The sequence below is a fragment of the Methanobrevibacter thaueri genome (assembly GCF_015062915.1).
GTDB classification, from domain to species: Archaea; Methanobacteriota; Methanobacteria; order Methanobacteriales; family Methanobacteriaceae; genus Methanocatella; species Methanocatella thaueri_B.
Map to the genome: position 1 here is coordinate 1 of NZ_SUTJ01000020.1, position 26,833 is coordinate 26,833.

General features: G+C 37.7%; 22 protein-coding genes. 5 read left to right on the forward strand and 17 right to left on the reverse strand.

The window, feature by feature from the left end:
* Positions 1 to 96 precede the first annotated feature (96 nt).
* The gene (locus tag E7Z78_RS09095) at positions 97 to 600 is read left to right on the forward strand and encodes a MarR family winged helix-turn-helix transcriptional regulator (protein ID WP_303724855.1); all 504 of its coding nucleotides are present in this window, start codon (positions 97 to 99) and stop codon (positions 598 to 600) included.
* 10 nt (positions 601 to 610) lie between these two features.
* On the opposite strand, the gene E7Z78_RS09100 is transcribed toward E7Z78_RS09095, so the two are convergent.
* The 10 genes from E7Z78_RS09100 to E7Z78_RS09145 form a co-directional block, all read right to left on the reverse strand.
* On the reverse strand, positions 611 to 1,429 hold the full coding sequence (locus tag E7Z78_RS09100) for a DUF368 domain-containing protein (protein ID WP_303724879.1): 819 nt from the start codon (positions 1,427 to 1,429) through the stop codon (positions 611 to 613).
* A gap of 142 nt (positions 1,430 to 1,571) precedes the next feature.
* Positions 1,572 to 2,342, reverse strand: coding sequence for an MIP/aquaporin family protein (locus E7Z78_RS09105; RefSeq protein WP_303724856.1), 771 nt, complete (start codon positions 2,340 to 2,342; stop codon positions 1,572 to 1,574).
* A 9-nt stretch (positions 2,343 to 2,351) separates the two neighbouring features.
* The gene (locus tag E7Z78_RS09110; protein WP_303724857.1) at positions 2,352 to 3,851 is read right to left on the reverse strand and encodes a DUF2193 domain-containing protein; all 1,500 of its coding nucleotides are present in this window, start codon (positions 3,849 to 3,851) and stop codon (positions 2,352 to 2,354) included.
* A 168-nt stretch (positions 3,852 to 4,019) separates the two neighbouring features.
* Entirely contained in the window at positions 4,020 to 6,908 is a 2,889-nt protein-coding gene (gene uvrA, locus E7Z78_RS09115; RefSeq protein WP_303724859.1) for an excinuclease ABC subunit UvrA, read from the reverse strand.
* Between the two features lie 135 nt (positions 6,909 to 7,043).
* Positions 7,044 to 7,418, reverse strand: a complete 375-nt coding sequence (locus tag E7Z78_RS09120; RefSeq protein ID WP_303724860.1) for a DUF2283 domain-containing protein — start codon at positions 7,416 to 7,418, stop codon at positions 7,044 to 7,046.
* The gene (locus E7Z78_RS09125; protein WP_303724861.1) at positions 7,405 to 7,701 is read right to left on the reverse strand and encodes a hypothetical protein; all 297 of its coding nucleotides are present in this window, start codon (positions 7,699 to 7,701) and stop codon (positions 7,405 to 7,407) included. Before E7Z78_RS09125 ends, E7Z78_RS09120 begins: the two co-directional genes overlap by 14 nt.
* Positions 7,702 to 7,922: 221 nt before the next feature.
* Positions 7,923 to 8,261: a P-II family nitrogen regulator gene (locus tag E7Z78_RS09130; protein ID WP_303724862.1), complete on the reverse strand. Its 339-nt coding sequence runs from the start codon at positions 8,259 to 8,261 to the stop codon at positions 7,923 to 7,925.
* Positions 8,262 to 8,272: 11 nt separating this feature from the next.
* Positions 8,273 to 10,237 (reverse strand): excinuclease ABC subunit UvrB, encoded by a 1,965-nt coding sequence (uvrB, locus tag E7Z78_RS09135; RefSeq protein WP_303724863.1) that lies wholly within the window; start codon positions 10,235 to 10,237, stop codon positions 8,273 to 8,275.
* A 5-nt stretch (positions 10,238 to 10,242) separates the two neighbouring features.
* Positions 10,243 to 10,533 carry a hypothetical protein gene (locus E7Z78_RS09140; protein ID WP_303724864.1) on the reverse strand — a complete coding sequence of 97 codons (291 nt, stop codon included), beginning with the start codon at positions 10,531 to 10,533 and terminating at the stop codon, positions 10,243 to 10,245.
* A gap of 1 nt (position 10,534) precedes the next feature.
* Complete coding sequence (locus E7Z78_RS09145) at positions 10,535 to 11,449, reverse strand: ribose-phosphate diphosphokinase (RefSeq protein ID WP_303724865.1); 915 nt, start codon at positions 11,447 to 11,449, stop codon at positions 10,535 to 10,537.
* Positions 11,450 to 11,539: 90 nt separating this feature from the next.
* On the opposite strand from E7Z78_RS09145, the gene E7Z78_RS09150 reads away from it, so the two are divergent.
* Positions 11,540 to 12,052, forward strand: coding sequence for a hypothetical protein (locus E7Z78_RS09150; RefSeq protein ID WP_303724866.1), 513 nt, complete (start codon positions 11,540 to 11,542; stop codon positions 12,050 to 12,052).
* Positions 12,053 to 12,071: 19 nt separating this feature from the next.
* On the opposite strand, the gene E7Z78_RS09155 is transcribed toward E7Z78_RS09150, so the two are convergent.
* Together E7Z78_RS09155 and E7Z78_RS09160 are read right to left on the reverse strand one after the other, a co-directional pair.
* Complete coding sequence (locus E7Z78_RS09155; RefSeq protein ID WP_303724868.1) at positions 12,072 to 12,440, reverse strand: zinc ribbon domain-containing protein; 369 nt, start codon at positions 12,438 to 12,440, stop codon at positions 12,072 to 12,074.
* A 29-nt stretch (positions 12,441 to 12,469) separates the two neighbouring features.
* Positions 12,470 to 12,985 (reverse strand): GNAT family N-acetyltransferase, encoded by a 516-nt coding sequence (locus E7Z78_RS09160; RefSeq protein ID WP_303724869.1) that lies wholly within the window; start codon positions 12,983 to 12,985, stop codon positions 12,470 to 12,472.
* Positions 12,986 to 13,041: 56 nt separating this feature from the next.
* On the opposite strand from E7Z78_RS09160, the gene E7Z78_RS09165 reads away from it, so the two are divergent.
* Positions 13,042 to 13,950 carry an ADP-ribosylglycohydrolase family protein gene (locus E7Z78_RS09165; protein ID WP_303724870.1) on the forward strand — a complete coding sequence of 303 codons (909 nt, stop codon included), beginning with the start codon at positions 13,042 to 13,044 and terminating at the stop codon, positions 13,948 to 13,950.
* Entirely contained in the window at positions 13,940 to 14,419 is a 480-nt protein-coding gene (locus E7Z78_RS09170; protein WP_303724872.1) for a hypothetical protein, read from the forward strand. The genes E7Z78_RS09165 and E7Z78_RS09170 overlap by 11 nt, the downstream gene beginning before the upstream one ends.
* Here the strand turns inward: E7Z78_RS09170 and E7Z78_RS09175 are convergent.
* Both E7Z78_RS09175 and lonB read right to left on the reverse strand, forming a co-directional pair.
* Positions 14,412 to 15,830, reverse strand: coding sequence for a Mur ligase family protein (locus E7Z78_RS09175; RefSeq protein WP_303724873.1), 1,419 nt, complete (start codon positions 15,828 to 15,830; stop codon positions 14,412 to 14,414). The genes E7Z78_RS09170 and E7Z78_RS09175 overlap by 8 nt on opposite strands.
* Positions 15,831 to 15,995: 165 nt before the next feature.
* Positions 15,996 to 17,876 carry an ATP-dependent protease LonB gene (gene lonB, locus E7Z78_RS09180; protein WP_303724881.1) on the reverse strand — a complete coding sequence of 627 codons (1,881 nt, stop codon included), beginning with the start codon at positions 17,874 to 17,876 and terminating at the stop codon, positions 15,996 to 15,998.
* Positions 17,877 to 18,466: 590 nt separating this feature from the next.
* Between lonB and cobQ the strand changes: the two genes are divergently transcribed.
* A complete protein-coding gene (gene cobQ / locus E7Z78_RS09185; RefSeq protein WP_303724874.1) occupies positions 18,467 to 19,999 on the forward strand; it encodes a cobyric acid synthase CobQ in 1,533 nt (510 codons plus the stop codon).
* Between the two features lie 230 nt (positions 20,000 to 20,229).
* Here the strand turns inward: cobQ and E7Z78_RS09190 are convergent, their stop codons facing one another.
* From E7Z78_RS09190 to E7Z78_RS09200, 3 genes are all read right to left on the reverse strand, one after another.
* Positions 20,230 to 21,825, reverse strand: coding sequence for an AarF/ABC1/UbiB kinase family protein (locus E7Z78_RS09190; protein ID WP_303724876.1), 1,596 nt, complete (start codon positions 21,823 to 21,825; stop codon positions 20,230 to 20,232).
* A 180-nt stretch (positions 21,826 to 22,005) separates the two neighbouring features.
* Positions 22,006 to 23,088 carry a heparan-alpha-glucosaminide N-acetyltransferase domain-containing protein gene (locus E7Z78_RS09195; RefSeq protein WP_303724877.1) on the reverse strand — a complete coding sequence of 361 codons (1,083 nt, stop codon included), beginning with the start codon at positions 23,086 to 23,088 and terminating at the stop codon, positions 22,006 to 22,008.
* Between the two features lie 282 nt (positions 23,089 to 23,370).
* Positions 23,371 to 26,391, reverse strand: a complete 3,021-nt coding sequence (locus tag E7Z78_RS09200) for a lectin like domain-containing protein (RefSeq protein ID WP_303724878.1) — start codon at positions 26,389 to 26,391, stop codon at positions 23,371 to 23,373.
* Positions 26,392 to 26,833: the final 442 nt, after the last annotated feature.

Here is a 26,833-nt window from a genome sequence, read left to right on the forward strand (position 1 = left end):
CCAATTAAAACTCGATGTAACAATATTTTAAAAAAAATCAAACAAATCTGCCAAAATTTAATTTTGGCGGACACCCTTTTTATAAAAAAAAATAATATGGCACATGACGAATTGTATGATATGAAACATAAGATAATCAGGGACTTCTCAAACATTGATTATGAAGAGCTGGACCATGTGCCCATAGGGTTCTTATTGGAAAGCATTCATAACCATTACATCGTTTATATGACAAAAAAACTGAAAGACAGGGACTTGACACTGACACAGGCTTATATCATATTAATATTATATAATGAGAAAAACTTAAACCAGGAAACGATTGCATCCATATTAAACATAAATGAGGTTACCGCCACTCGTGAAATTAGCAGCCTAGAGGATAATGGATATGTAAGCAGAAGGGTTGATGAAAAAGATAAGAGAAGAAAAATCGTCACTTTAACTGAAAGTGGCAAAAAAATGGTTAAAACCATCACTGACTACTCACATGATAATGAAAAAATAATAAATGAGTTTGTTTCACCTGAAGAACTCCATATGTTAAGGGTTCTGATGAAAAAGCTACTGGTATCAATAAATGAGCTTAACTTAATATGATGGGATTTGATTACTCAATGTAATCAAATCTGGTTTCCAAAACCATAATCAATATAAAACCAATCACCGCAACAACTATGCACGGCAATAATCCTGCAATATTGACGCTTACGGAATTCACTATTTCCACTGCCGGAACCTTAAGTGATCCAAGCATTACACCAATGAGAAATGCCATTGTCACCTCTTCATAGTTTTTAAGCAGGAAATTTAGTATCTTTGAAAATCCGAGTATTCCAATTAAAGCACCTACAGCAAAAAGCACAATATCCTCCATGTCCAGTTCGTGCAATGCCTCAAGCATATGATGGTACTGTCCAAGCAGAAGCAGGATGAATGAACCTGAAATTCCCGGTAAAATCATTGCACATATCGCTATCATTCCTGAAAAGAATATGACTATTTCAGAATGGTTTTCTGATATTGGATTAAGGCTTACAAATACATAAGTCAAAATCAAACCGACTACTGCAAAAATCACATTCTTAGCGTTGATGCTATCCAGTTTTCTAAACAGTATCACTGCTGAAGCAACAATCAATCCGAAAAAGAATGAGTATGTCATTGCAGTGTACTCATCCATACAATAGGTAACCAGCCTTGCCAGGGTGAGGAATGCAACTCCAATACCTAAAATCAATGGAATGAAAAATTCAAAGTCGATTTCCTCAAGCAACTGTGCCCAAAAACCCTTAATATCCAACTTAATCAATGGCTTTAAAAATCTGAACTTAATATTACTTATCGCTTCAATCAAATGCCCATAGATTCCAGTTATCAATGCTATTGTTCCACCAGACACACCTGGAACAATATCGGCTGAACCCATAAACAGTCCACGAATAAAAATTAAAAAAGCTTCCTTAATGTTAAAATTCAATTTATCACCTAACAAGTAATTACTATAATATTAGGCATGACTTTATAAATAAGTTGTCAAAAAAAAAGAAAAAGGAATAATTCGAAAAGAATTATTCATCATTGAAAAACGGTTGTGGCAGTTCACAAACTCCACTGTCCTTTGCAAGGTATGCGTATGCGAATGCAGCGCATATTGCACCTACAATAGGTCCGATGAGATATATTGGGAAGTAAGCCCAAAGGTTAGCTCCTCCTAAAAGCATATCCATAAGGTATGGGCCGAATGTACGTGCAGGATTGATTGAAGCTCCGGTGAATGCACCTAAAACCACGATGACTGCTGCAACGGTCATACCGATTGATATTCCTGCAAAACCAGGTTCCGCTTTTTTATCAACCGCAACACCCATGACAACCATCATAAGGAAGAATGTGCCGAGGAATTCAGCAAACATTGCCTGCATGTAGCTTACTCCAAGTCCAGGTGCTGTTGCACCCAATCCTCCGATGGTAACGGCAGGAGCGCCGAGGCATAGGAAAAGACAAATGCTTCCCAAACATGCTCCGATTACCTGTGCAACTATATAGTATACACTGTCGATTAAATCGATGTTCTTGGTTACAAGCAGCCCGATGGTTACGGCAGGATTCAAGTGTGCACCTGATATCTTACCGAACACATAAATACATATCATCACAGTTAGACCGAATGCCAAAGCTATGGCAATCCAGTCGCCTAAACCTCCTAAAGGTCCGATTCCTGCAACACCTGCAGCGTCTGAAATCAGCAGTGTCACAACAGCTGAACCTGTACCGAAAAATACCAGGAAGAATGTTCCCAGAAGTTCTGCAAAGAATTTTTTTCTGATATTACAAGTCATTTTTATCGCCTAAACCGCTTCTCTCCATTGACAGTATTCGTGTTTGTTGTCAGCAAGGCATGCTGAAGCACATTGTTTACAGCCTCTTACAGGAGATCCTGGGGTTTCCTTGTCAAGTGCAATGATGTTTGTCATCATTGTTGCGGTAATAGGTTCTGAAGTTAATAGACATGGGTAGTCTGCGAGTCTCATCAGTGATGAGAACCTTACTGTAATTGCACATGCAGGGTAAGTGTATCTTTGAGGATTCATCAGGACCTCATTTTCAAGGATGGATGTGAAGTCAACTTCCATGCCCTTGATTCTAGGAATGATTTCAAATCCGGCGGAAGATCTCATTTTTCTTGCGTTACTCATTGCGTTGAATCCTCTGTAGATCATGTCCATGAAGTCACAGTTGTGGAGTTCAGCAGCTGCGCCTCTTTTTGGATATTGCTGTACATAGTTGTGGAATCTTTTGTTCAGCATGTCAACAACCATAGGAGCTGTGAAACCGTCCAGTTCAAGCAGGAATTCAGTTGCACATGCAGATGCACCGGTTGAAAGTTTCAATACGTCAAATGGTGTTTTGAATACGTCAAGGTTGTTTCTAAGTGAGTTTTCAATTACACCAGCGGTTGCTTGGATAATTGCCATGGTCACGTCATCCTTACACATGTTGTAGGTGGATTGACCGATGTGGTGTCCGATATCCCCAACACAGTATGCAGGCACTGTTACGATGTTACCGTAGTGCACGCCGTCATCCATTGCAGCCTTAACAACAGGAGTCATTGCCTTTTTATACTTGTTCATGTAGTCCCTGACATCGAATGATGAATGATTTGCATCATCCATTAATGTGCCTTGTCCTTCAATAGGAGTTTTGTAAATCATCTGTAAGGTTTCAATTTCCTTTTCGGTTGCTTGAGCGGCGGTGAGGCCGTCTTCAATAGCGTTTGCAAATGCATCGCCTATACCGTAGGAAGTGTTCATACCCCAAGATTTTGCGGACAATATTGCTTGTTTGTGATGTACTGGCAGGTCCATAGTGGTTAAGATTTGATTTACCACGTTACTGGTACTTCCAGGCATCAATGCAAAGTCCACTACACAGGTAGGTCCGTAGAAACCACCATATCTTCTGATTGATTCTTTAGTAATCAATGCTTCACGGTTTGCAATTTCAGCAATGAACTTGTCCACACTGTCTGCAAAGTCCCCATCCTCTTCGCATAGGATTTCAAGGATAGGTGGGGTTTGGAAGTGTTCAATGAACGGATCGTCTTCACATTGCAAAGTGTCTGTGATGGAAGACAGGATTTCGTAGTGGTTTTTAACAGATTCCTTGTGTAAGTTAATTACAGATTCTGCCTGATTGTCTAACGCTTTCATACCTGATACAGCATCAGCATATGGCTTTGCATCAGTTATTTTAAAGTCGTTGTATCTGTTTTCTGATATGACTGCAACGTCAGCCTTTTGAGCTGCCATTGACTCGTCAATCATTTTTTCATATAACTCTCTCATTTAAATCACCTAGGTAAAAAGAGCATTTGAGAATATACTCTTTGATATTAAATTATTCAACATATTATTTAAATTTGCTTAAATAATTCTTGAAAAAGTTAAATGAACAGTTAATCGTTTAGCGATGTGAAAAATAGTTGAAAAAAATAGAAAATGGAGTGAAAAATATTATTTTCCAATATCTTCCACCAGTTCTTTTGCATAAGGTGTGATGTTCTCATTAAGCATACGCTCTAAAAACTCACCAGTATAAGTACCTGCCTCAGCAATCTCTTCAGGAGTTCCGGTAGCGATTACTTCGCCTCCACCGTCTCCTCCTTCAGGACCGAGGTCAATGATATGGTCGGCTGTTTTGATGACATCAAGGTTATGCTCAATGACGACTACTGAGTTTCCGGCATCAGTCAATCTGTCAAGAACACTCAACAATCTCTTAATGTCTTCAAAGTGAAGACCAGTTGTCGGTTCATCAAGAATATATAATGTTTTGCCAGTGCTTGACCTTGACAACTCCTTAGCGAGCTTGATTCTTTGTGCTTCCCCACCTGACAATGTTGTTGCAGGCTGTCCGATTTTCATGTAACCTAATCCCACATCATACAATGTCTGAAGCTTTTTGGTGATTTTAGGAATGTTTTCAAAGAATTCCAATGCCTCTTCAACAGTCATTTCCAAGACCTCATAGATGTTTTTACCCTTATAACGTATATCCAAGGTCTCTTCATTGTACCTCTTACCACCACAGACTTCACATGGAACATACACATCAGCCAAGAAGTGCATTTCAATCTGCACGATACCATCACCGGAACATGCCTCACATCTTCCGCCCTTAACGTTGAATGAGAATCTTCCAGGCTTGTATCCTCTTGCCTTGGATTCAGGAGTGTTAGCGAACAAATCACGAATGTCAGTAAATACACCAGTATAAGTTGCAGGGTTTGATCTTGGAGTTCTTCCGATAGGCTTTTGGTCAATTGCAATTACCTTGTCAATATTCTCCAATCCTTCTATCTCCTTGTATTTGCCTGCAAACATGAATTTCTTGGATAATTTACCATGAGCTCCCTTGTAGAGAATTTCATTGATTAGACTACTTTTACCTGAACCACTGACACCGGTTACACAAGTGAATTTGCCTAATGGGATTTCCACATCAATGTTTTTAAGGTTATTCTGCTCGGCACCAATGATTTTAATGAACTTGCCGTTTCCAGGTCTTCTTTCCTTTGGAATTTCAATCTTTTTAACCCTTGAGATATACTGGCCTGTAAGAGAATCGGGATTGTTCATGATGTCCAATGGTGTTCCCTGTGCTACGACCTTACCACCATGCTCACCGGCACCAGGACCAATATCAACAACATGGTCTGCGGACAGGATGGTTTCCTCATCGTGCTCAACGACAACCAAAGTGTTTCCCAAGTCCTTAAGTCTTTTCAATGCTTCGATAAGCTTGATATTATCTCTTTGGTGAAGACCTATACTTGGCTCGTCCAGAATGTAGAGCACTCCTACAAGACCTGAACCGATTTGAGTGGCCAGTCTAATCCTTTGTGCCTCTCCACCGGACAATGTACCTGATGACCTTGACATTGACAGGTAATCAAGTCCAACTTCCACTAAAAAGCTTAAACGTTCCTTGATTTCCTTCAATACCTCTTTTGCAATGAAGTTTTCCCTTTCAGTCAATTCAAGATCCTGGAAGAACTGATATGAATCCTTGATTGCAAGGTCACACACATCAATGATAGATTTTCCGCCAACAGTGACTGCCAAAACCTCTGGTTTTAAACGTTTACCGTCACAGACATAACATTTCCTGTCTGCCATGAATTTTGAAAGGTATTTTCTTGAATAGCTTGACTTGGTTTCAAAGTATAGCCTTTGCATTCTTGGAACAACACCCTCAAACTTACGATTAACCATATATGATTTGTTTCTTCTCTTGAAATTGAATGGGATTTTTTCGTTGCAACCGAAAAGAAGAATATCCTGATTTTCCTTGCTCAATTCCTCAAATGGAGTGTCCATGCTGAAACCGAAGTGCTTGGATACTGCATCAAGCATCTGGAAGTAATAGTTTTCCCTTTTTGCTGAACTTGCCCATGGAACAATAGCTCCTTCATTTAATGTTAATGACTTGTCTGGAACAACCAAATCAGGGTCGATTTCCATCTTGGAACCGATACCATTACATTCAGGGCATGCCCCCTGCGGTGCGTTGAAGGAAAACATCCTCGGAGTCAATTCCTCAAAGTTTATTCCGCAGTCAACACATGCGAAGTGCTCAGAATATCTTTTCTCATATTCCTTGTCCCCATCATCAAAAAGAACAGTTATTAAACCATCGGTAAACTCTGCTGCAGTCTCCAATGAGTCAACCAATCTTCTTTTAAAGTCAACGTCCTTTCTGATTTTAAGCCTGTCAACAACCACATCAATGTCGTGCCTGTATGTCTTTGCAAGGCTAATGTCCTCATCAAGGTCTCTAATTTCACCGTCAACACGAACTCTTACAAAACCCTTGTTTCTAAGGTCTTCGAGAACATCCTTGAATTGGCCTTTCTTATCCCTTACAATTGGGGATAGAACTTGGATCTTGACTCCCTCACCTTCTTCAATGATTGATTCCCCTATCTGACCAATGGTTTGGTGTGAAATCTCCTTTCCACAGTTTGGACAGTGAGGAATGCCTATTCTTGCAAATAACAATCTTAAGTAATCATAAATTTCTGTAATTGTACCTACGGTTGATCTTGGATTTTCTCTTGTGGTTTTCTGGTCAATTGAAATTGCTGGTGACAATCCTTCAATGGATTCCATTTCAGGCTTTTTCATCTGACCCAGGAATTGCCTTGCATAAGCTGATAATGATTCAACATATCTACGCTGTCCTTCAGCATAGATTGTGTCAAACGCAAGAGAAGACTTTCCAGACCCACTAAGGCCTGTAATTACAATGAATTCATCACGGGGAACACTGACATCAATATCTTGTAGATTATGTTCCCGTGCACCCTTGATGACAATCTGTTTTTTATCGTCGTCTGCCATAATTATCTCCATAATTTTGTTATATAATATTAGAACAAACTTACATATAAAGTATTTTAGAGAGCATTTGGAAAGTAATGAAAATATTTTAAAAAAAGAAAAAATAGTAGTAAAAATAGTTTTGAACTATTTAAACTAACAAGAACAGATAACATTCATTTCAGGAATATTAATATCATTTTTAGCAATAGTGCTGAATGGTCGATTAACAATTTCATTTTTAATGAGTACTTCAATTAAAAGATTAAGAGAAATCCTAAAATTGGTTATATCAATTGAAATATTAATGTTTTCTATATTTTCAAAACATTCTTTGTCAACTGAAAACAAATCACTAATGTCCAAAATTTCCAAACTAACTGGAATGCCCTCAGTACTAAAATCTAAAATTATTCCATCTTCAAGTTCCAAAGATTCTTTGTATTCATATTTATCTGTAATTCTAATATGAATGCTGTCAACTTCTGAATCATATGAATATTCTAAATCAAATTTTTTAACTTGGTTCATATTCTCGAAGCCTCCTACTCCTATTTGCAGGATATATGGTTTTCAATGTAATCTCTTGTCTATTAATTATCATTATTATCAAATATATATCTTTAGATTTTTGTTCTGGATGTTCATATACAATCTTATATGTGCCAGTTTTTGTTTTACCTACTTGAACAGGAGTTCTATTTAATAACAAATCATATATAAGACCAATATCCTTAAATCTATCAATATTTGATTCCCTAAAATGTCTAGATTCTTTTATCTGAGATTCATCTAAATTTTCAAGCAGGTCCAACACTTCATCTAGATTATAATCAAATATTTTGACCACCACCATAAATATGTGTAATACTTATTTTATCATGAGTATTAAATATAAGTTGTCGAAGTGCGACTGTATGAAAAAACACAAAACAATTATAAAGAACAAAAAGTATTTAAAAAACAAAAAAAGACAAAATAAGAATTAAATTAGAAAATTAGCAAAAATTTATAAAAAATTATAAATAAATATTGTTAAACCGCTTTTGAACCATGTTCCCCAGTTCTGATACGGATAACCTCTTCAACATCAGAAACGAAAATCTTTCCGTCGCCGACTTCACCGGTTCTGGCACTTTCAATGAGAACATCAATTACCCTGTCGAGATCTTCATCATTGACAATGAGTTCCACTCTTGTCTTTGGAATTAGGTCTATGCAATGACTGGAACCACGGTATGATTCCTTCACACCCATTTGCTTGCCCATTCCCTTTACTTTGGAAACGTTCATTCCTTCACATCCTGCTGAGAGAAGTGCAGTCTTTACGTTTTCAAACATTTCCTCACGGATTACTGCAACAATTCTTTTCATGATACACCTGATTACTTGTCAAAACCCTTTAAAGCATAAAGCTTGTTTCTCAAGTCTGCCGCACGCTCAAAGTCAAGTCTTGCAGCGGCATCCTTCATGTCCTTTTCAAGGTCCTTAATCAACAAGCGAAGCTCATCTTTAGGCATCTTGCTGACATCAGGTCCAATACCCTTGTATTTTTCATCCTCTTCAGCGAGTTTCTCTTTCAATGTTCTTGTTGTTGATTTAGGAGTGATTCCGTGAACCTCATTGTATTTCATCTGCAACTTGCGTCTTTTAAGGGTAATGTCATATGCATTCTGAACGGAATCTGTCATCTCATCCACATACATTATAACACGGCCGTTGACGTTTCTTGCCGCACGCCCTATGGTCTGTATCAGTGAGGTCTGGTTTCTTAAGAACCCTTCTTTATCTGCATCCAGAATTGCAACCAATGAAACTTCCGGAAGGTCCAATCCTTCCCTTAAAAGGTTAACTCCAACCAATACATCGAATTTACCACGTCTTAAGTCATCCACAATGTCAATACGCTCCAATGTATCTATTTCTGAGTGCATGTACCTTACCTTGACGCCTATTCTTGCATAATAGTCTGTCAAGTCCTCAGCCATTCTCTTGGTCAGGGTTGTGACAAGCACCCTTTCGTCTTTTTCGGCAGTTAGGCGAACCTCGTTAAGAAGGTCCTCAACCTGACCGGTGACTGGCCTTATCAGCACTTCAGGGTCAACCAAACCGGTTGGCCTGATGATTTGCTCCACGACATTGCGGGATTTTGCAAGCTCATACTGGCCGGGAGTCGCTGAAACGTATATTACCTGATTTACTGATGACTCAAACTCATCGAATCTTAAAGGACGGTTTTCCTTGGCTGAAGGCAGTCTGAAACCATGTTCAACCAATGTTTCCTTACGTGCACGATCCCCATTATACATTCCACGGATTTGTGGCACGGTTACATGTGACTCGTCGATTATTGTTAGGAAATCATCCGGGAAGTATTTTAAAAGTGAGTATGGTTTTTCTCCCCATTCACGACCTGACAGGTGCATTGAATAGTTTTCCACCCCTGGACAGTATCCCATTTCACGAAGCATCTCGATGTCAAAGCGGGTTCTCTGCTCTAGCCTTTGCGCTTCCAGGAGCTTGCCCATTGCATTTAGTTCGGACAGTCTCTCATCCAGTTCGTTGGATATCTTGGATATTGCAGTATCCATCTTGTCCTGACCGACAACGAAGTGCTTTGCAGGGAAAATCATGTACCTTTGAAGTGATTCTGTCTTTTTGCCTGTTACCTTGTCAATCAGGCTGATTGCATCTATCTCATCACCGAAAAGCTCAATTCTTATCGGCGGTGTTCCATGAACGGGATTTATCTCAATGACATCTCCCCTGACCCGGAATTGACCACGGTCAAATTCAATGTCATTACGTTCATATTGCATGAAAACAAGTTTTGACAGTATTTCTGATCTATCGTAGATATCACCAACGCTGATTCCAAAAGCGAACTCACCATAGTCCTCAGGTGAACCTATACCGTAGATGCAGCTCACACTGCTGACGACAATAACATCATCCCTTGAAAGGAGGGATTGTGTTGCTGAATGCCTCATTATGTCTATGTCCTCATTGATTGACGCTTCCTTGTCGATGAAAGTGTCTGTACGAGGTACATATGCCTCAGGCTGATAATAATCATAATAGCTGACAAAATATTCAACTGCATTGTCCGGGAAGAATTCCTTAAACTCCTCATAGAGTTGTGCAGCCAGGGTCTTGTTGTGTGATATGACAAGGGTAGGCTTCTGGACCTTTTCAATGACATTCGCCATTGTGAAGGTCTTACCTGAACCAGTCACCCCTAAAAGAGTTTGTTCTTTCACACCATTGTTTATGCCTTCGGCTAATGAGTTGATGGCTTTCGGTTGATCACCCAATGGCTTATAAGGTGATTTCAGCTTGAATTCCTTCATGATATCTAGTTAGTAATTGTAATATTGAAACTAATGTGTGTGTAGCTTGGAGAGCAGCATGGAGTGACCTTCTGGTCCCTTACAACAAGTTGTCCATAACCTTTCAAGCTCTTTTCCAAGTCTCTCATGACATTTGGAATAACCTCTGTATTGAAAACCTTAAGAGATCCAAGGAATATGGTTTTTGCAGCCATATTCATAACAGATATGTCCTCAACTGTGTCAGGTTCAGAGTATTTTTCCAAGATATTGTTTGATATGTCAACAAGTTCCTTTTTGATAGCTTCCTTATCCATCTTATTCCCTCAATGCATCTGCAATTGATTTTGCAAGAGATACACGTGAAGTGTCAGAAGACAAACTGTTTGTACCGATGATTTTACCTGCACCGGCCTGATAGATTCTTGTTGCACCGTTATTGGTTAATATAGGGTGTACGCAACATACATCGACTGATTCGGCACCGTATTGCTTGAGGATGTTTATAGCATTTACGATTGTTCCTCCGGTTGCTATAATGTCGTCAACGATTATTGCATGCATTCCCTTAACGGAATCCACATTAACAGTATTGTCACTTTCACTGTCGCATCTAACGTCTACAATCTTTGTTTCCACTTTATCTGGACCTAACCTGACTTTTGTCAGGTATGTGCAGTCACATCCGATGATTGCGGATATTTCCTGTGCAAAGCCGTATGCACCCTTGTCCGGCGCTACAATCAATGGCTTGTCAACGCCTTTCTTGAATAGCTTCTTGTCAAGGTATTCTGCAATGGCAGGCATTGCTGAGATGTTTCTTGCCGGAATGTCAAAGAAATTGAGCACACATTCCTCGTGAATGTTGAAAGTGATGAACTCATCAGCACCTGCAGCCTGAATCAAGTCGCAAATGATTTTGGCTGAAATGGTTTCACCAGGATTGAAACGTTTTTCCTGTCTTGCATAGCCCATGTAGGGAACTACAACCCTCACTTTCTTGGCACCCAAGTCCTTGAGGTTTGACACCATGAACAAGAGTTCCATCAAATTTTCATCTTGCGGATAACCGGTTGATTGTATGACTGTAACTTCGTCTGCAACTTCGCCAGTAATTCTTAAATACCTTTCTCCATCTGGAAATTTCTTAGTTTCAACATAACATAATTCTTCTCCAAGTTCACGGGCAACGTGAGCTGCCAGGTCTTGTGAAGATGAACCGCCTATAATCACATTATCACCAAAATATTTATGAAGGTATATTTGTCAGTGATGATTAAAAAAGTTAAGTATTAATATATGAAGTTTAATAAAAAAGTAATTATGAATAAAATACATGCAATACTAATAGCTCTTGTGGCAATAATTGTCATATCATTGGCTGCAACAATTGTTAGTCCCGTATTGGTTGTCGCTGAAGACTCAACCGAGGATGCCAGTATTGACATGGCTGCAAAATTTTCCCTAAGCGGATTTGAATGGGTGTATCCTGGAAGTTCCGTTAATGCGGAAGGCCAGACCCTGCACAATGTGCATATGAACCACCCTGAGGACCCTTATGGAGCTGCCCGTGACATCATTACATATTCATACGGCTACACTCCTCATGTGATTGTTAGCGTGAACAATGACGCTGCTCAAGCTATTTTTGGAGCAACCATTGTTGATGACATTCGTGCAAATGACGGTTATTACGGATATGCCGGTAACGACAAGGTATCCGGATCAATGTCAAGAGGAGATGCAATGGACACAGCAATGATGAACAATGGAGTGAACGTGTTTGAAATTCCATTACAAATTTTACTGGGAAATGTAAGATTTATTTTTGTATAATTTCCCCTTTTTTCTTTTTTTAATGAAGCATCACGTAAAATGAGAGCCCGACACCTATCAATGATATGATCAATTGGATTATACCGTGTTTTCTGATTGTCGGATGTCTTGATTGGACAAGATAGAACGGCATGAAAAATCCGAAAAAGGTAAATGCTGCCATGCGAGTGTTTTTTGCTAAAATTCCAACGATAAAACCACTCCAGGATAGAAAAATAGTAACTATATATGATATGGCGATTGCCTTCTTGTTAATTTTAATGTCTTCAGGCCTCACGACCATGAAGTTTTTAGGCTGAACCCCCTCAACCAACGGATTTCCGCATTTGGCGCAGAAATCATAATCATCCTGATTTATAAATCCACATCTTTCGCACTGTCTTGTCATTAGTTAAAATTAGCATTTCCTAATATAAATTATTTTTCCAGCACCATTGCGATTTCACGAAATACCCTGTTTGTGTAGTCAATATTGTTGAGCTCGGCAAAATACTTGAACCCCAGCTTTTCCAAAACCCTTGCAGAAGCAAGATTTTCCTTCTTATATGAGGCAAATACCCTTTGAATGTTTAAATCTTCAAAAGCCCTTTTTATTAACATTTGCGATGCCTGTGTTGCATAGCCTCTACCGTGATACTCTTCAGCCACCCAGTATCCAAGTTCCGCTGAGCCTTCGCCCCACCAGTGATTTCCGTCGGGATGAATCAGGAGTTCCGCACAGCCGATTGGAACATCATCCTTAATGATTGCATAACATTCAGGCCTGCAGAATATTGTCTTGATGACATTCAAGCTATATTCAACGCTTTCATGAGGCGGCCAGCCTGCAATGGGGCCAATATTCGGGTTTTTTGCAAAATGATAGAGGCATTTGGCATCAGATTCCCTCCAATGTCGCAATGTTATTTCACTCATTATGGTTAAATTTGTCATTAATGATTATTAAAAATACACACAATTAAATAACATTAAAAATAATACTTTTAATCATGAAAGTTAAAGATGGAATGACAGGTTTAATTGTTGGGGATGCACTTGGAGTTCCCGTTGAATTTACTTCAAGAGCAGAACTTATGGAAAATCCCGTTACTAGCATGGAAGGTTACGGAACTTATCAACAACCTCCTGGAACATGGTCTGACGATTCAGCAATGGCTATCGCTACAATGCACAGTATTGTTCAAAAGCAGGGCATTGATTACGAGGACATGATGGATAAGTTTGACAAATGGTTAAACGGAGCAAAGTATATGCAGGGAAACGAGACCTTTGACCATGGGGCCACTACCGGCAGTGCAATATTCAGATACCGCCACACCAAAACACCCGCATTGGAATGCGGATGCAGTGGAGAAAGGGATAACGGTAACGGATCACTCATGAGAATTTTACCGTTGGCCTACATTAAAGACATTGACTATGAAAGCATTGAAAACGTTTCCGCATTAACACACGCACATCCAAGATCAAAAATTGCCTGTGTATTGTACATTGAAATGGCAAAGTCAATGCTTGAAAATGAAGATTTGACTATGGAAGAGCACATTTTTTCAGCATGCGACAAGATTAAGGAATACTATAAGGATTCCCCTGAACTCAAACATTTTAAAAAGATTTTCAACAATGATTTGGAAGATGTCAGCGGAAAAGGATATGTAATCGCAAGCTTTGAAGTTGTAGTTCATTGCCTGTTGACTACCGACAGTTTTGAGGATGCAGTCCTGAAAGCTGTTAACATCTGTGGAGATACAGATACCAATGGTGCCATCTGTGGTGGGCTTGCCGGAATTTATTACGGATATGAGTCAATACCTACATCTTGGTTGAATGAAATCGATAGACTTGATGAGGTCCTTGCATTATGTGAAAGATTCGAGGCGTTTTGTGATGAATCTTAGTGAAACTATCAAAAATATCAGGGCTACATGCGATAATTATATAGACCCTGATCTGTTTGCTTTCATCATTGATGATGACAACTACATGGGAACCAACAATATCCTTGAAATCAAGGGCTATGGCATAACAGATGATGACTCATATGAGGAAAGGCTTTTGAAAATCCATGAAAAAGAAAACATCTACCTGCCATTGGGTATGATGACATTCATGCCTATCCTAAATGAATGCGACATATTCTCCGTAGAGGACTACAACCTACAGTTAACCCCTGAAGAGTTTGAAAAATACGGCGATGAGCAGGAAAGGCTTTTTGGAATTTTAATAAAAAAAGATTCCGATGAGTATATCATTGGAAAATCAGACACCTGCAACTGCAGTCTCGACTCCAGTTTTAAGGAACTTGAAAAAACAGACTCAGAATTTTACACAACCATAGAAAAAATAGTAAATGAGAAGATTATCTAAAATTTCTCTTTACTTTTTCCCACATTGCAATCTCTTCACCACAACCTGACATGAAGATATAATCGTATTTGGATTCAATGGCCAGTTGAGTTAACTTTTCAATACGCTTATCCAAATCTTCATAGGCTATTGGATAAAATTCTGCATTATTCATTTCATTTTTAAGTATATCATAATATTCCTGTGCTTTTTCAACAGATTTTCTTCCAGGCAATACGCTAATCTTATCCGGATTGATTGATTTGAGAACTTTTAAATGATCTTCAAAAATCTCATCCTCATATTGGTCTGGAGTGGTGTAGACAACCTCCAACGGTCCATCACAAGAGAGTTCCATCAGTTTTGAATTCATCTTCAATGCATCGCCATTGTCACCTTGACCCACACCTATGAACTTATCACCTAATTTGATAACTTCGAATCTGCCTTCTGGAATGAATGACATGTCCAGGTTATTGAAAAGATTTTCAACATTTCTTACAATATTTTTGGGCTTTGGAGTGAATGTCGCATATGCTGTGATTGAAGCCAATGCATTATTAATGTTATGGATGCCGAAAGGAGGCACTGTGAGGTTCAATTCAAATTGAACGTTTTTTGATAAAAAATAATTATAAACATCTCCAATGATATGCAATTTCCAATCATTAACATCAAATTTAGCATCAACCAATCGTACATTAGGTTCTGGACGTTTAAAACCGCAATCACATGAATAAACTCCCCTATGGGTTAAAAATCTTTGGGAATAATTCAATTCTGCCCCACAATTAGGACATTTTATAGGAGTTTCATCATCATCAACGAGAATATCCGGGTCAAATCCATAATAATTAACAGGTATGTCCTTCTGCTTATTTATTCCAATCAGTGCAGTTCTCGGATCATCGCAATTGGTCACGATCACTCCTTTTTTCATATCCTTTGACAGTAGCACTTTTGCACGATAGTATGATAAAAAAGGATTTTTGACGCCGTTTACTACTGAATGTTCCTTGGAGACAGTAGTGTATACAACACCGATAGGGTCGATTAATTTTTGCACGACATCAGGAATTCCAAATTCCATATTTCGAATTCCGTATTCAAATATTCCTAAATCCCCCTTCTGATTTAGAATTGCAGTAATGATTGAATGAACAGTATTGTTTTCATAACTTTTTCTGATTTTAATATCCTTTGAAATTAATTTTATGAGCAGTGTTGTTGTAGTGGTTTTTCCATTAGTTCCTGTTACCAATACAGAACCATGCTTTAAATCATGGGCAAGACTAGATATTGACCCCTTACCACCAACTTTTGAAAATACATATCCCGGAATATTTTTCCCAGCTCCAGGACCAATTTTAGACAATTTGGTGGTGACCTTGCCTGATGCTTTTGCTAAATAAAACCTAAAATAACTACTCATAAAATAAGATAGTATTCTAAAATATATAATACTATTGATAATAATTTAGTAACAAAAAGTTTACCTAAAATCAACTAAATTGAATGAAAATAGATGATTAAATCGAAAAAAAAAATGAAATATTAAAATAATAATAAAAAAATAGAAAATATTAAAAATTCAACTTTAGTTTGTAGTTGGATTGTTAATATTTGTTTGCGGAACTTTTTCAGCAACTTTGGAACCGATGTTTTTCATTTTTTCAATCAGTTTGTCCTTGTTGGATCCGCTAATTAAAATGTTTTCTAAAACATCACTTAAGGTTTCGGTTGGAATGATTTCAATCATGTCCTCGTATTTCTTCTCAATCATGACATCTTTAAGGTTTGATTTAGGAATCAATACCTTTTTCATTCCAGCTTCTGCAGCCGCTTCGATTTTAGCGGTTGCTCCACCAATAGGCATTACATCTCCACGCACGTTAAGTGAACCTGTCAATGCAACGGTTTGGTCGATTGGAATTTCCTCAATGGCTGAAATTACCGCTGTTGCAATACTTACACTTGCTGAGTCACCTTCCACACCATCATAGGTTTGGATGAACTGAACGTGAATGTCGTAGTTGGAAATGTCCTTGTTAGTGTATTTCTTGATTAATGCACTAACGTTTTGAACGGATTCCTGTGCAATTTCACCAAGCTTACCTGTAGCGATGATTTGTCCACCGCTTTTGGATTGTGTAGGTGCGGCTTCAGCTGCAATAGGTGATACGATACCGCTTCTGTCACCGATTACTGCAAGACCGTTTACAAGACCGACCCTTCCTCCTTCTGAGGACACCATACTGTAGTCTTTTCTTTGCATGATGGACCTGTCAGCTATTTGCTGTTCAAGGGTTCTTGCGAATTTTTTAGCTTCAACAACATGCTCGGCGGTTACGATGTCTGCACCTTTTTCAATGGCGACATCTCCAGCGGACCTTACTAATCCGCCTAAATCCCTAAGCCTGAGTGTCAATGCGTTTTGCTTACCGGACCTTCTTTTTGCTTCCATGATGATTTCATCCAATGCATCAGGTGCAAAGTGAGGAATTCTTCCATCGTTTTTGACTTCTTGAGCCACGAACTGGACCAGTTTTTCACGGTTTTCGGTAGTGTCGTCCATGTAATCCTTCATGAAGACTTCATAACCGTATCCTCTGATTCTTGATCTCATTGCAATGTGCATTCCCTCAAGAACCTGAAGGTTTCCTGATGCCACAAGCACAAAGTCACATGGAACAGCCTGTGACCTGACCATAGCACCACTTGAGTTTTCGCTTTGACCAGTGATTGCATATTGCTTTTCCTGCATTGCAGATAACAATTCCTGTTGGGTTTTCATACTCATTGTACCGATTTCGTCAATGTATAAAACACCTTTATTTGCCTTGTGAATCATTCCTGCTTCAACACGTTCGTGTGCAGGTGTTCCTAACCCTCCGGATTGGTATGGGTCGTGACGCACATCACCTAACAATGCTCCTGCATGAGCTCCTGTTGCATCCATGAACGGTGCAAATCGGGATTCCTCATTGTTTACCAACAATTTAGGAGACATGTTATTGGATTTTGGTTTGATTTGTATTGATATTAATAAGATTAATGCTGCTGCAATGATTGATTCAAGTAATCTTCCGTACATGAATCCGATTACAAGTATTCCTCCAATTGCAAACATTGTAATTATTGTCTTTCTTTCTTCATGACCTTTAGCAGAGCCTTTTGTTGCTCTGACTATCTTTTTACCTTCCCCTGCTGGGACACTTCTTACTAATGGATGGTTGTTGTCTTCCATATTAGGGTATACTAATATATCTTGAAGAGTTTCATGTGGTAGAATCTGTGCCATACCTTTTGCAAGCATTGATTTTCCAACACCCGGATCACCAATGAGCAAAACGTTCCTTCTTTGTTTTGCAGCTTTTTTAATTGTCTCAATGGACTCTTCGTGTCCAATTACCTGGTCAATTAATAAAGGTGGCACTTCGATATCTTGTGAACTTTTAATATTATTATAATCTAACATAGGTTTGGTTTCTTCATCTTCACCGGTTTGCGCAATTTCCGGCTCGAGAATTACATCATTAGTAGAATCTTCAATTGATTCCTGTTCTTCAAATTTCATTAACAAACCTCACTTCTCATAAAATTTATCATTAAATAATTAAGTTTTCTATATTATATAAATATTATTTAAAACCCCCATATATAAAAAGTTTTCCATTTTAGTAAATTAAAGTAACTAAAACAATTTTGTGTTTAGCTTATAATGAAATCGACAATAAATTAATTACATATCCTTTTATTAAAAATCAAATAATTTAGATATTTTAAATAAATATTCAAATTTAATTAAAGTTTTATTAAAAATAAAGAAATATATTAATTTAAAGAAAATTTTATATAGTTATAAATAAAATATATTTAAATACAAGTTGAAATTATCAATAATTACTTCTTGTTAATCGAGTTTGTTGTATGGCGTATCAATCAGTTTTTATATTATAGTATTAGATATTATTTAAAACCCCGGATTATAGATAACCCATACTTCAAATTAGATTAATTTTAACTCATTTTGAAATTATTTATAACATTAACTCCAAAGCATTATACATGACAAACTGTATCATGGTTCAGGGAACCTCATCTAATGCTGGAAAAAGTATGCTCGTGGCGGCACTATGCAGAATATACAAGAACAGGGGATACAAGGTGGCACCATTCAAGTCACAGAACATGTCCCTCAACTCATACACCACAAAAGAAAACGGTGAAATAGGAATAGCTCAGATGCTGCAGGCTGAAGCCGCAATGGTTGAGCCAAGCATACACATGAACCCTGTTTTGCTAAAGCCTAAAGGAGATTTCACATCCAACATAATCATTCAGGGAAAATCCATCGGAAACATGGACTTCTACGACTACCAGCACAAATACCATGATACAGCATTCAATGCCATTAAAGACAGTTTCAATAAGTTATCCGAAGAGTATGATGTGATTATCATTGAGGGAGCAGGATCTCCTGCTGAAATCAACATGCGTGACCAGGACATTGCAAACATGGAAATTGCACACCTTGCCGATGCCAATGTTATCCTAATAGCTGACATTGAGATGGGAGGTGTTTTTGCAGCGATTGCAGGAACATATGTGCTTCTTGACGATTACGACAGGTCACGCCTTAAGGCAACCGTTATCAATAAATTCAGAGGAAACCTGGATATCCTGAAGCCTGGTCTTGACAGGATTGAGGAAATTACCGGCGAACCGGTGTTAGGGGTTTTGCCATATGATGAAACATTGAAATTGCCTGAAGAGGATTCAGCTTCATTGACAACCCATGTCTTTGCAGAGGATAAGGACATTACAATCGGAGTCATACGATTGCCTAAAATAGCCAACTTCACAGACATCGACCCATTTGAATACGAAGATGACGTGGCTCTCAAGATGATTGGTGTCAATGATGATATAGGCGATGTTGATGCAATAATCATTCCGGGAACCCGTAATTCAACTGAAGACATGTTTGCGCTTCGTGAAAGTGGATTGGCTGATAAAATCATAGAAAAATCCAAGGACGTTCCTGTTGTGGGAATCTGTGGAGGATTGCAGATTCTTGGTAATGTCATACATGATGATGAAAAAAGGGAATCAAAGCATGGTACCCTTGAAGGCCTTGGACTCTTGGATATCGAGTCCCAGTTTTCAAGAGCAGATAAAATCGTTACACAATCCGAAGCAACCATACCATCCGAAATTGAAGGCTTAGCCGGAGAAATATTTAAAAACATTGCAGGCGAGACAGTCACAGGATATGAAATCCATGAGGGAACAACAGATTTGAAATCCGCAAGCGCCCTTTTAAACATTGAGAAAGGCCAAGGAAACAATGATAACGGAGTGATTGACGGCGCATCCAATGGAAATGCATTTGCAACATACTTCCATGGAATATTCCACAATTACAATTTCAGAAGAGAATTCTTAAATTACATCCGTGTCAAAAAAGGACTTGAAGCCAAATACGGTGAAGATCCATATGAAACACAGAAGGACTACTCCTTGAACAGGCTGGCTGAAATAGTTGAAGAGCACCTGGACATGGATATAATTGATAAATTATTATTTAAAAAAGAGTAATGAAAATAGAGTTAAAATCAAAAGATTTTAACAATTTTATTCTCATCTATCAGATACTTTATTTTCCAATTAATTAAAAGCAATAGTTACTAGACCATACTCATTTTAATTGATTTGATTTGACATTAACACAAGCCATTTCCAAAAATAGAATACTGACTTTATTGGCAGATATATGAAATAGATTAAAAAAAAAGAATTTTTGGGGAAAGTCACTCCCCGCAGCATATCTATTTTAAAACAAACTTCCTAAGACCAATAATACTCAAGATTATTGCCAATAGATAACCGATCAATGAAATCACAGGCATGTCAAATACCATCGGCCCGAATGAAACCACTGAAGAACCAATAAAGAGTGCACACACCAGTGCGATTATTGAAACCTTATCGGTAATGTCCACTTCGAACTTGAATCTCAATTCCTCATTGTCAATCTTGTGAATGGTTCTTGTAAGAAGCCTTGGCAATGCCTGAATCATGTGTCCATAAAGGATTGCACTGCTTTTCTTGTCTTTTATAAATCTTTTAGGACTAACCCTTTGTTTTGCAATTTGAACCGCAACAGGTTTGATTGAAGCGAAAATATCAATTTCGGGATCAAGATTGTGTGCAATTGCCTCAATCATTGACAGTCCTCTTGCCATTGTGACAACCTCATTTGGAAGGATGACCCCATATTCCTGCATGAGACCTAACAATGCCTCCAAAACACCATCAAAGCGATTCAGCTGCACTCCAAAGTACCTTCCGAACAGATCATTCATGTCCCTTCTCAATGTGCTTGTGTCAATATCGTAATCCAATATGTCCATGTACATTAGTTGATTTATAAGTCCATCAACGTCCTGGTCAACAAACAAAAGCATCACTTCTGACAGTTCACGCTTGAATTTCTCATCAAAGAACCCCATCATTCCAAGGTCAAGATAGCACAGGACATTATCCTCGAGAATCATGATGTTTCCAGGGTGAGGGTCTCCATGGAAGAATCCGTCGATGAAAAGTTGCTGGAGATATGAGTCAATAACATTTTTAGCAATGAATTTCTTATCATATTCATCCCCATTGCTTTCATAGACATCGTTGAGCTTTGCACCGTCAATGAATTCCATTGTCAAAACCTTTGATGAGCAGTATTTGGCGTAAGTGGCTGGAATATGAATGTATGGGTTGTCTTCGAAATTCAATTCGATTCTCTGCATGTTCATGAACTCGTTATTGTAGTCTATTTCCTTATGGATTGAGCGGTCAAACTCATCCATGATTCCCGGAAGGTTTATCTTCCTAATATCTGAATTCAATCTGTCGGCGCGATTTGCAATGTATTTCAATATCCTTATGTCCAGGTCGATTTTATCGGTGATGCCTTCCTTTTGAATTTTGACTGCCACCCTCTCACCGGTAGCCAGCTTGGCCTCGTGAACCTGGCCGATTGAAGCGGTTGCAAGGTGTTCGTGTGAGAAGTCCTCAAACAATTCATCAATCTTGCCTCCAAGTTCGCTTTCAACAATTCTTTTAACCTGATCGTATGATATAGCCGGATTGTCATCCTGGAGGTTGGCAAGCTCATTGGCTATTTTTTCCCCAACAATATCAGGTCTTGTGCTTAAAAGCTGTCCCAGCTTTATGAAGGTGGTTCCCAAATCCTGAAGCATCAATCTTAGCTTTACCGGAACCTCGTCATCCAGTAGAATGCTTGCGGTTTCTTCATCCTCGCTTCTGCGTATTTTGCTTTTTGCGGTTTGGCCCAGGATTTCATCAAAGCCGTATTTTTTCAAGGCTCTTCTGATTTCACCTAAACGCTCTTTTGTACCCTTGTCCATTCATATATCCCCTTTTTTTACTTTAACAGTATTATTTAATAATTTATTTAACGTGGGTTATAAATGTTATATGAAAATGAAAAAAATTGTTTACTAGTATAAGTGATAAGACTATTTTTTGAAAAAATCAATAAAAAAAAGAAATGTAGATGCAATGCATCCACGTTTACTTAGCAGAAATTATGCCCTGCTTTTTTTAAATTTCTTATAATAGACTGCAACCAATGTGGATATTACCAGCATAACTATTGCAAATATGGTGCTTACCAAATCAGTGAATACTAAAGTTTTGAAGAAGTATGATATAAATATCACTCCTAAAGGTATGAAGAACCATTGTGCAATATAAATGTAGGTAATATGAGTACTTAATGTTGAAAATGCCTTTATAATCGCATCAGGCAGGAATTTGGCTATCCAATAGCCAAGACCTATGACTCCATGAGCGCAGATTATACAGAACAATGCATCCAGTGTTGTCATGAAATAGTATAAATGAACGTCACTGGAAAATACTCCGCTAGCCATGGTCAAATAGAAGTATGCTACTGCTATGATAATGAAAAGAGGCCATAACTTGAAGAACTGTCCCTTATCCTTGGCTCTGATAAAGTACTGTGCCCAAACATATCCTGCAATTGGGAAAATGAACCATGGTAATAATGGGAATGCAGTGAATCCTCCCGCTGCACCTATGAAATGTCCTGCAATCAAGTTTAAAGCAGGAATACCTAAATCAGTGCCTCTCAATAAAGTTCCAACAATGGACATTGCCACTGCAATGACTATCAGCCATTTGTTTGAAAGATCAAATTTCTTTAATATTCCCATAAGGATGAATGCCATACCTGCAAATGCTAGAATGTCAACGCAAAAGAGCAATAATCCTCCAGCCATTGGGAAAACATCCCATCTGCCTAAAAGAGTTCCGCAAACAAAACCAGGTAGGAAAAATTCAAAGATATTTACTAGAACACCCAAGAGGTATAGCTTGACACCTCTCTTGATCATTGTATCCCATTGACTGTGTCTTGAATATACAACCCCAACACCCATACAGAACATGAAAATCGGAGCCGCAAAAGGCCTTCCTAAAACGTTACTGAATATAAAATCATAGGCAGGGCTGAGTGAATAATTGAATCCCTTAATCACCATCAGGGAGTGAAGGAAAATCATGAATATGATGGATAATGCCTTTGCAATATCCAATTCAACTTGCCTGCCCGTGTTAACTTTTTCATTTGAAAATAGATTAGACATGATTATAGGTTTGATAGCAAAACTATATAAATTTATATAAAAAAATTCGATTAATCATGTTCTATTCACATATCAGACCAATAAAATAATCATGATTTATCGAATTATATGCAATAATGAAAAATAGTGCCAATCAAATGAAATGTAAAGAAAAAAATACAATTTGATTGAATGTTATTTAAAATCAAAGGAAAGAAATCCCAGATGAACGTCACTTTTACAAAAATATTCCCAATGCTGTAAAATGTTTAAAAAAAAAAGAAGAATAAGGAAAAATAATCCTTATTTTTTTACTTTAACTTTTGTTTTAATGGTGTCCTTAAGGTAAGTCACTTTAACAGTGTATTTCTTGCCTTTCTTGAGCTTTTTGATTACTTTTTTCTTGATTGTTACCTTAGCAATTCCTTTCTTGTTGGTTTTTGCCTTATAAGTCTTGCCCTTGAATTTGAACTTGATGATCTTGCCTTTAACAAGCTTACCGTTGATTTTAAGCTTGGCCTGAAGGGTGAACTTCTTGTAGGTCTTCTTGATAGTGACTTTTTTGGTTGTCAATACCTGTTTTACGGTAACGGTATTTTTATATGTCTTGCCGTTGTAGGAAGTTGTTAAAGTGTATTTTTTAGGTAATTGTGTAATTTTAAGCTTTGCAACACCATTATTGTCTGTTTTGACAGTGTAAGTCTTGCCGTTTATTGTGAACTTGACAAGTGCACCTGCTCCAACTGCATGACCGTCACCGGTCACAACCTTGGCGGTGAAGTATTTTCCACCTGCATAATCCACAACAATATTGTTGTTTCCAATGATTTTGGTGTCATCCTCCAATGTGTAGACCTTAAGGCAAACTGTCTTTTTCAAGGTTGCCATGTCACTCCATGACTTGCCGTCAGCGCTTACAAGACTCATGCCAGTAATGTAGTGCTGTCTTGAGAATGCCTGGTAAGGAACACTGTTGCTTTTGAATACCACTTTGAATTTGTCACCGTTTTTAACCGGAATGTACTTGTTTAAGACTATTGTCCTGAATCCTGCAAATTCACTGATACCAGTTTGGGTGTGAACCTTAGCGCCGTTAACATACACGTCAAAGGAATAATTGATTCCAGATTCATTGAAGTAAGTTCCCACTGCGCCAATCAAGTCATTTTTGACTGAAACAAATTCGTTTGAATAGTAAGTGTAATTGCCATCAAATCCTGTAAGTGAGGTAAAGTCAGTCTGGTAGTTCATATGATAGTTGATATTATTCTCAAAGATGTATGAAACTGCTACACATTGGGAAACGATTGCAAAATAATCTATACCCCATGTACGTTCATCATCATAAGACATATAAGAAAACATGCCCAATGAGTCTTTTGTAATATATGAAGGATCCAACTCCCCCTCAGAATTTATATACTTGTCATCCCATCCAATGATTGAGATGAAATGAGTACCATGTTCCATAATGTCAATATGGTCATCTGTGGGACTTGGAGCATCGCTTGACTTTGAATCAATGATTTGAACAGTGACTGCACCACACCTGAGCACAGCACGTTTAATCATTTCAGTTATGTTATCCTCATCACAATATACGAACATTGCATCCTGAAGGTGAACTCTAGGAATTGACAGATCAGTATCTGTTATCATTGCCCTGTAATCATATGGACCGTCTATTTGTAATGGCCCATACCAGCTCAATGCATTGCCCAATCCACTATATGCAAATCCTGTCAGGCTTATTCTTAAATCCCCTACTCTATAATATTTCAGTTGAAGTTTTTGAATGTAATTAGGGGAGAGGTCATAAAATTTCCCGGTTGATTTCATGAGAGCCGCTTCAAGTGATGCAACTGTTGCAAATGCCCAGCAGTCATCATTTTCAAGGCTCTGATTTTTAAGAGGAGTTATCCAATTGAAATCTCTTCCATCGAATCGTGATGGTAATTTTTCCACATCAATGGAATTATCAACGAGCACCAGAGGAATACCCTCATTTTCAACATAGTATGAATACTCCTTATTATCCAGTGAGAAGGTGTCCCTGTTCCATTGGATATTTTTAATGTCATATTTGCTTATGAAATTTCCATAAACGCTCACACCACCATTATCAAATGCGGAATCTTTGAAATCCAGTTCGCTATCCTCTGCATAAACGGCAGTGACCTTATTGTTTATGACATTGGAATCAGATATTATCAATTTGCCCTTATCTATGTAAAATGCCCCACCATTAACTTTTGCATTGTTGTTGGTGAAATTTGAGTTTGATATGTTGACAATGCTCCATGAGGAGTATATTGCCCCTGCTGAAAATGCTGCTGAATTGTTCTTGAATGTTGAATCTGTAATGTTGAGACATCCGCCTAATATTGCAATGGCGCCTCCGAACCTGGATGCACAATCGGTGAAACTGCAATTGAAGACATTGAGATACTGAGTTAAACCTTCCGCACATGAGTCCAAATCAAAGTATAGCGCTCCTGCATCATTAGCAGATGTGACATTGATGAATTCACAGTCCTCAATTATAAAAGGTGCAGATGGAATTGGTTCACTATCCTCATTTCTAACTACAAAATATTTGCCCAAAATCGCACCAGCACTCAATTGCGCATGCAAATTGATGAATTTTGACTTTTTAACAGTTAAGATGCTTCCCTTTGTATTGATTGCATTGCCCAAGGGTCCAGTTAAATTTGCAAAGGTGGTATTTTCAACATGCACACAAACGGAATGGTCTGCATATATTGCTGAATGAGCACTTTTATTTCCATCAAATAAAGTGTTATTAATTAATAAAAGATCGCCAGATGTTGAGATAATCTCATAGTCCTCTCCTTTCATTTGAAAAACGCAATTGTTGAATGTGGCGTTAGCAGAGCATGCAAAAAAGTTCATTTGACTTTCGCCTGAGCAATTGATGAACTTGACATTTTTGAAAATTACCGGCGAACCAATTGTCAGGGACACTTCATTACAATTTTGGAATGTGAGATTGGCTATGGTTAAATTATTTTTACCACAGCTTATAGAAAATCCTTTAGAATTGTTTATTCCATCAATTACATGATTATTTCCATTTATTATTCCTGAAGAATTCCTTACTATTGTAATATTATAGTTATCATATTTATAATCATTTTTAAGAGTTATCTCACTGACTGAATCATTGTTAATGATATTGTCCAGCTCACTGAAGGAGTGGTAATCTCCCTCTTCTGCAATTATGGTTTCATTTTCACTTGCCGAAACGGCTGAAACAGCCATTAAAAGAACAATCAATGAAATAATTAAAATTTTTATATTCATAATTAACCTCATTATATAATTATCTATATAATGAAATATTTAAAAGGTTCAACATCTTTTAAAAAAAATATTTAACATTATTGTGCAAGAATTCTCCGGCTTCTTTAAGCCGGGAGATGAATTGCACTTTTAAGAGAGATGTTGAATTTTTAGAATTTTTTTGCAAAATAAAAAAAATATGCCGTATTACTTTCCAAATGCTCTTAGATAAACTCTATTTATTATAAAGGTATATAAGTTGATATAAGAAAAAGAAAACATTTTTTTTGAAGATTAATCAAAAAAATCAAAATCTATGTTTTTTTTTCGAGTATACAAATTAAATTAATGAGATCTTTGTCTAAAAAGGTGTGGGGAGCATTTATTTATGGTTGATAAAACTTTTATTTTGACCGATAAGATTGAGTTTGTCCCTGATGAGAATTTAGAAGGGGAATTAAAT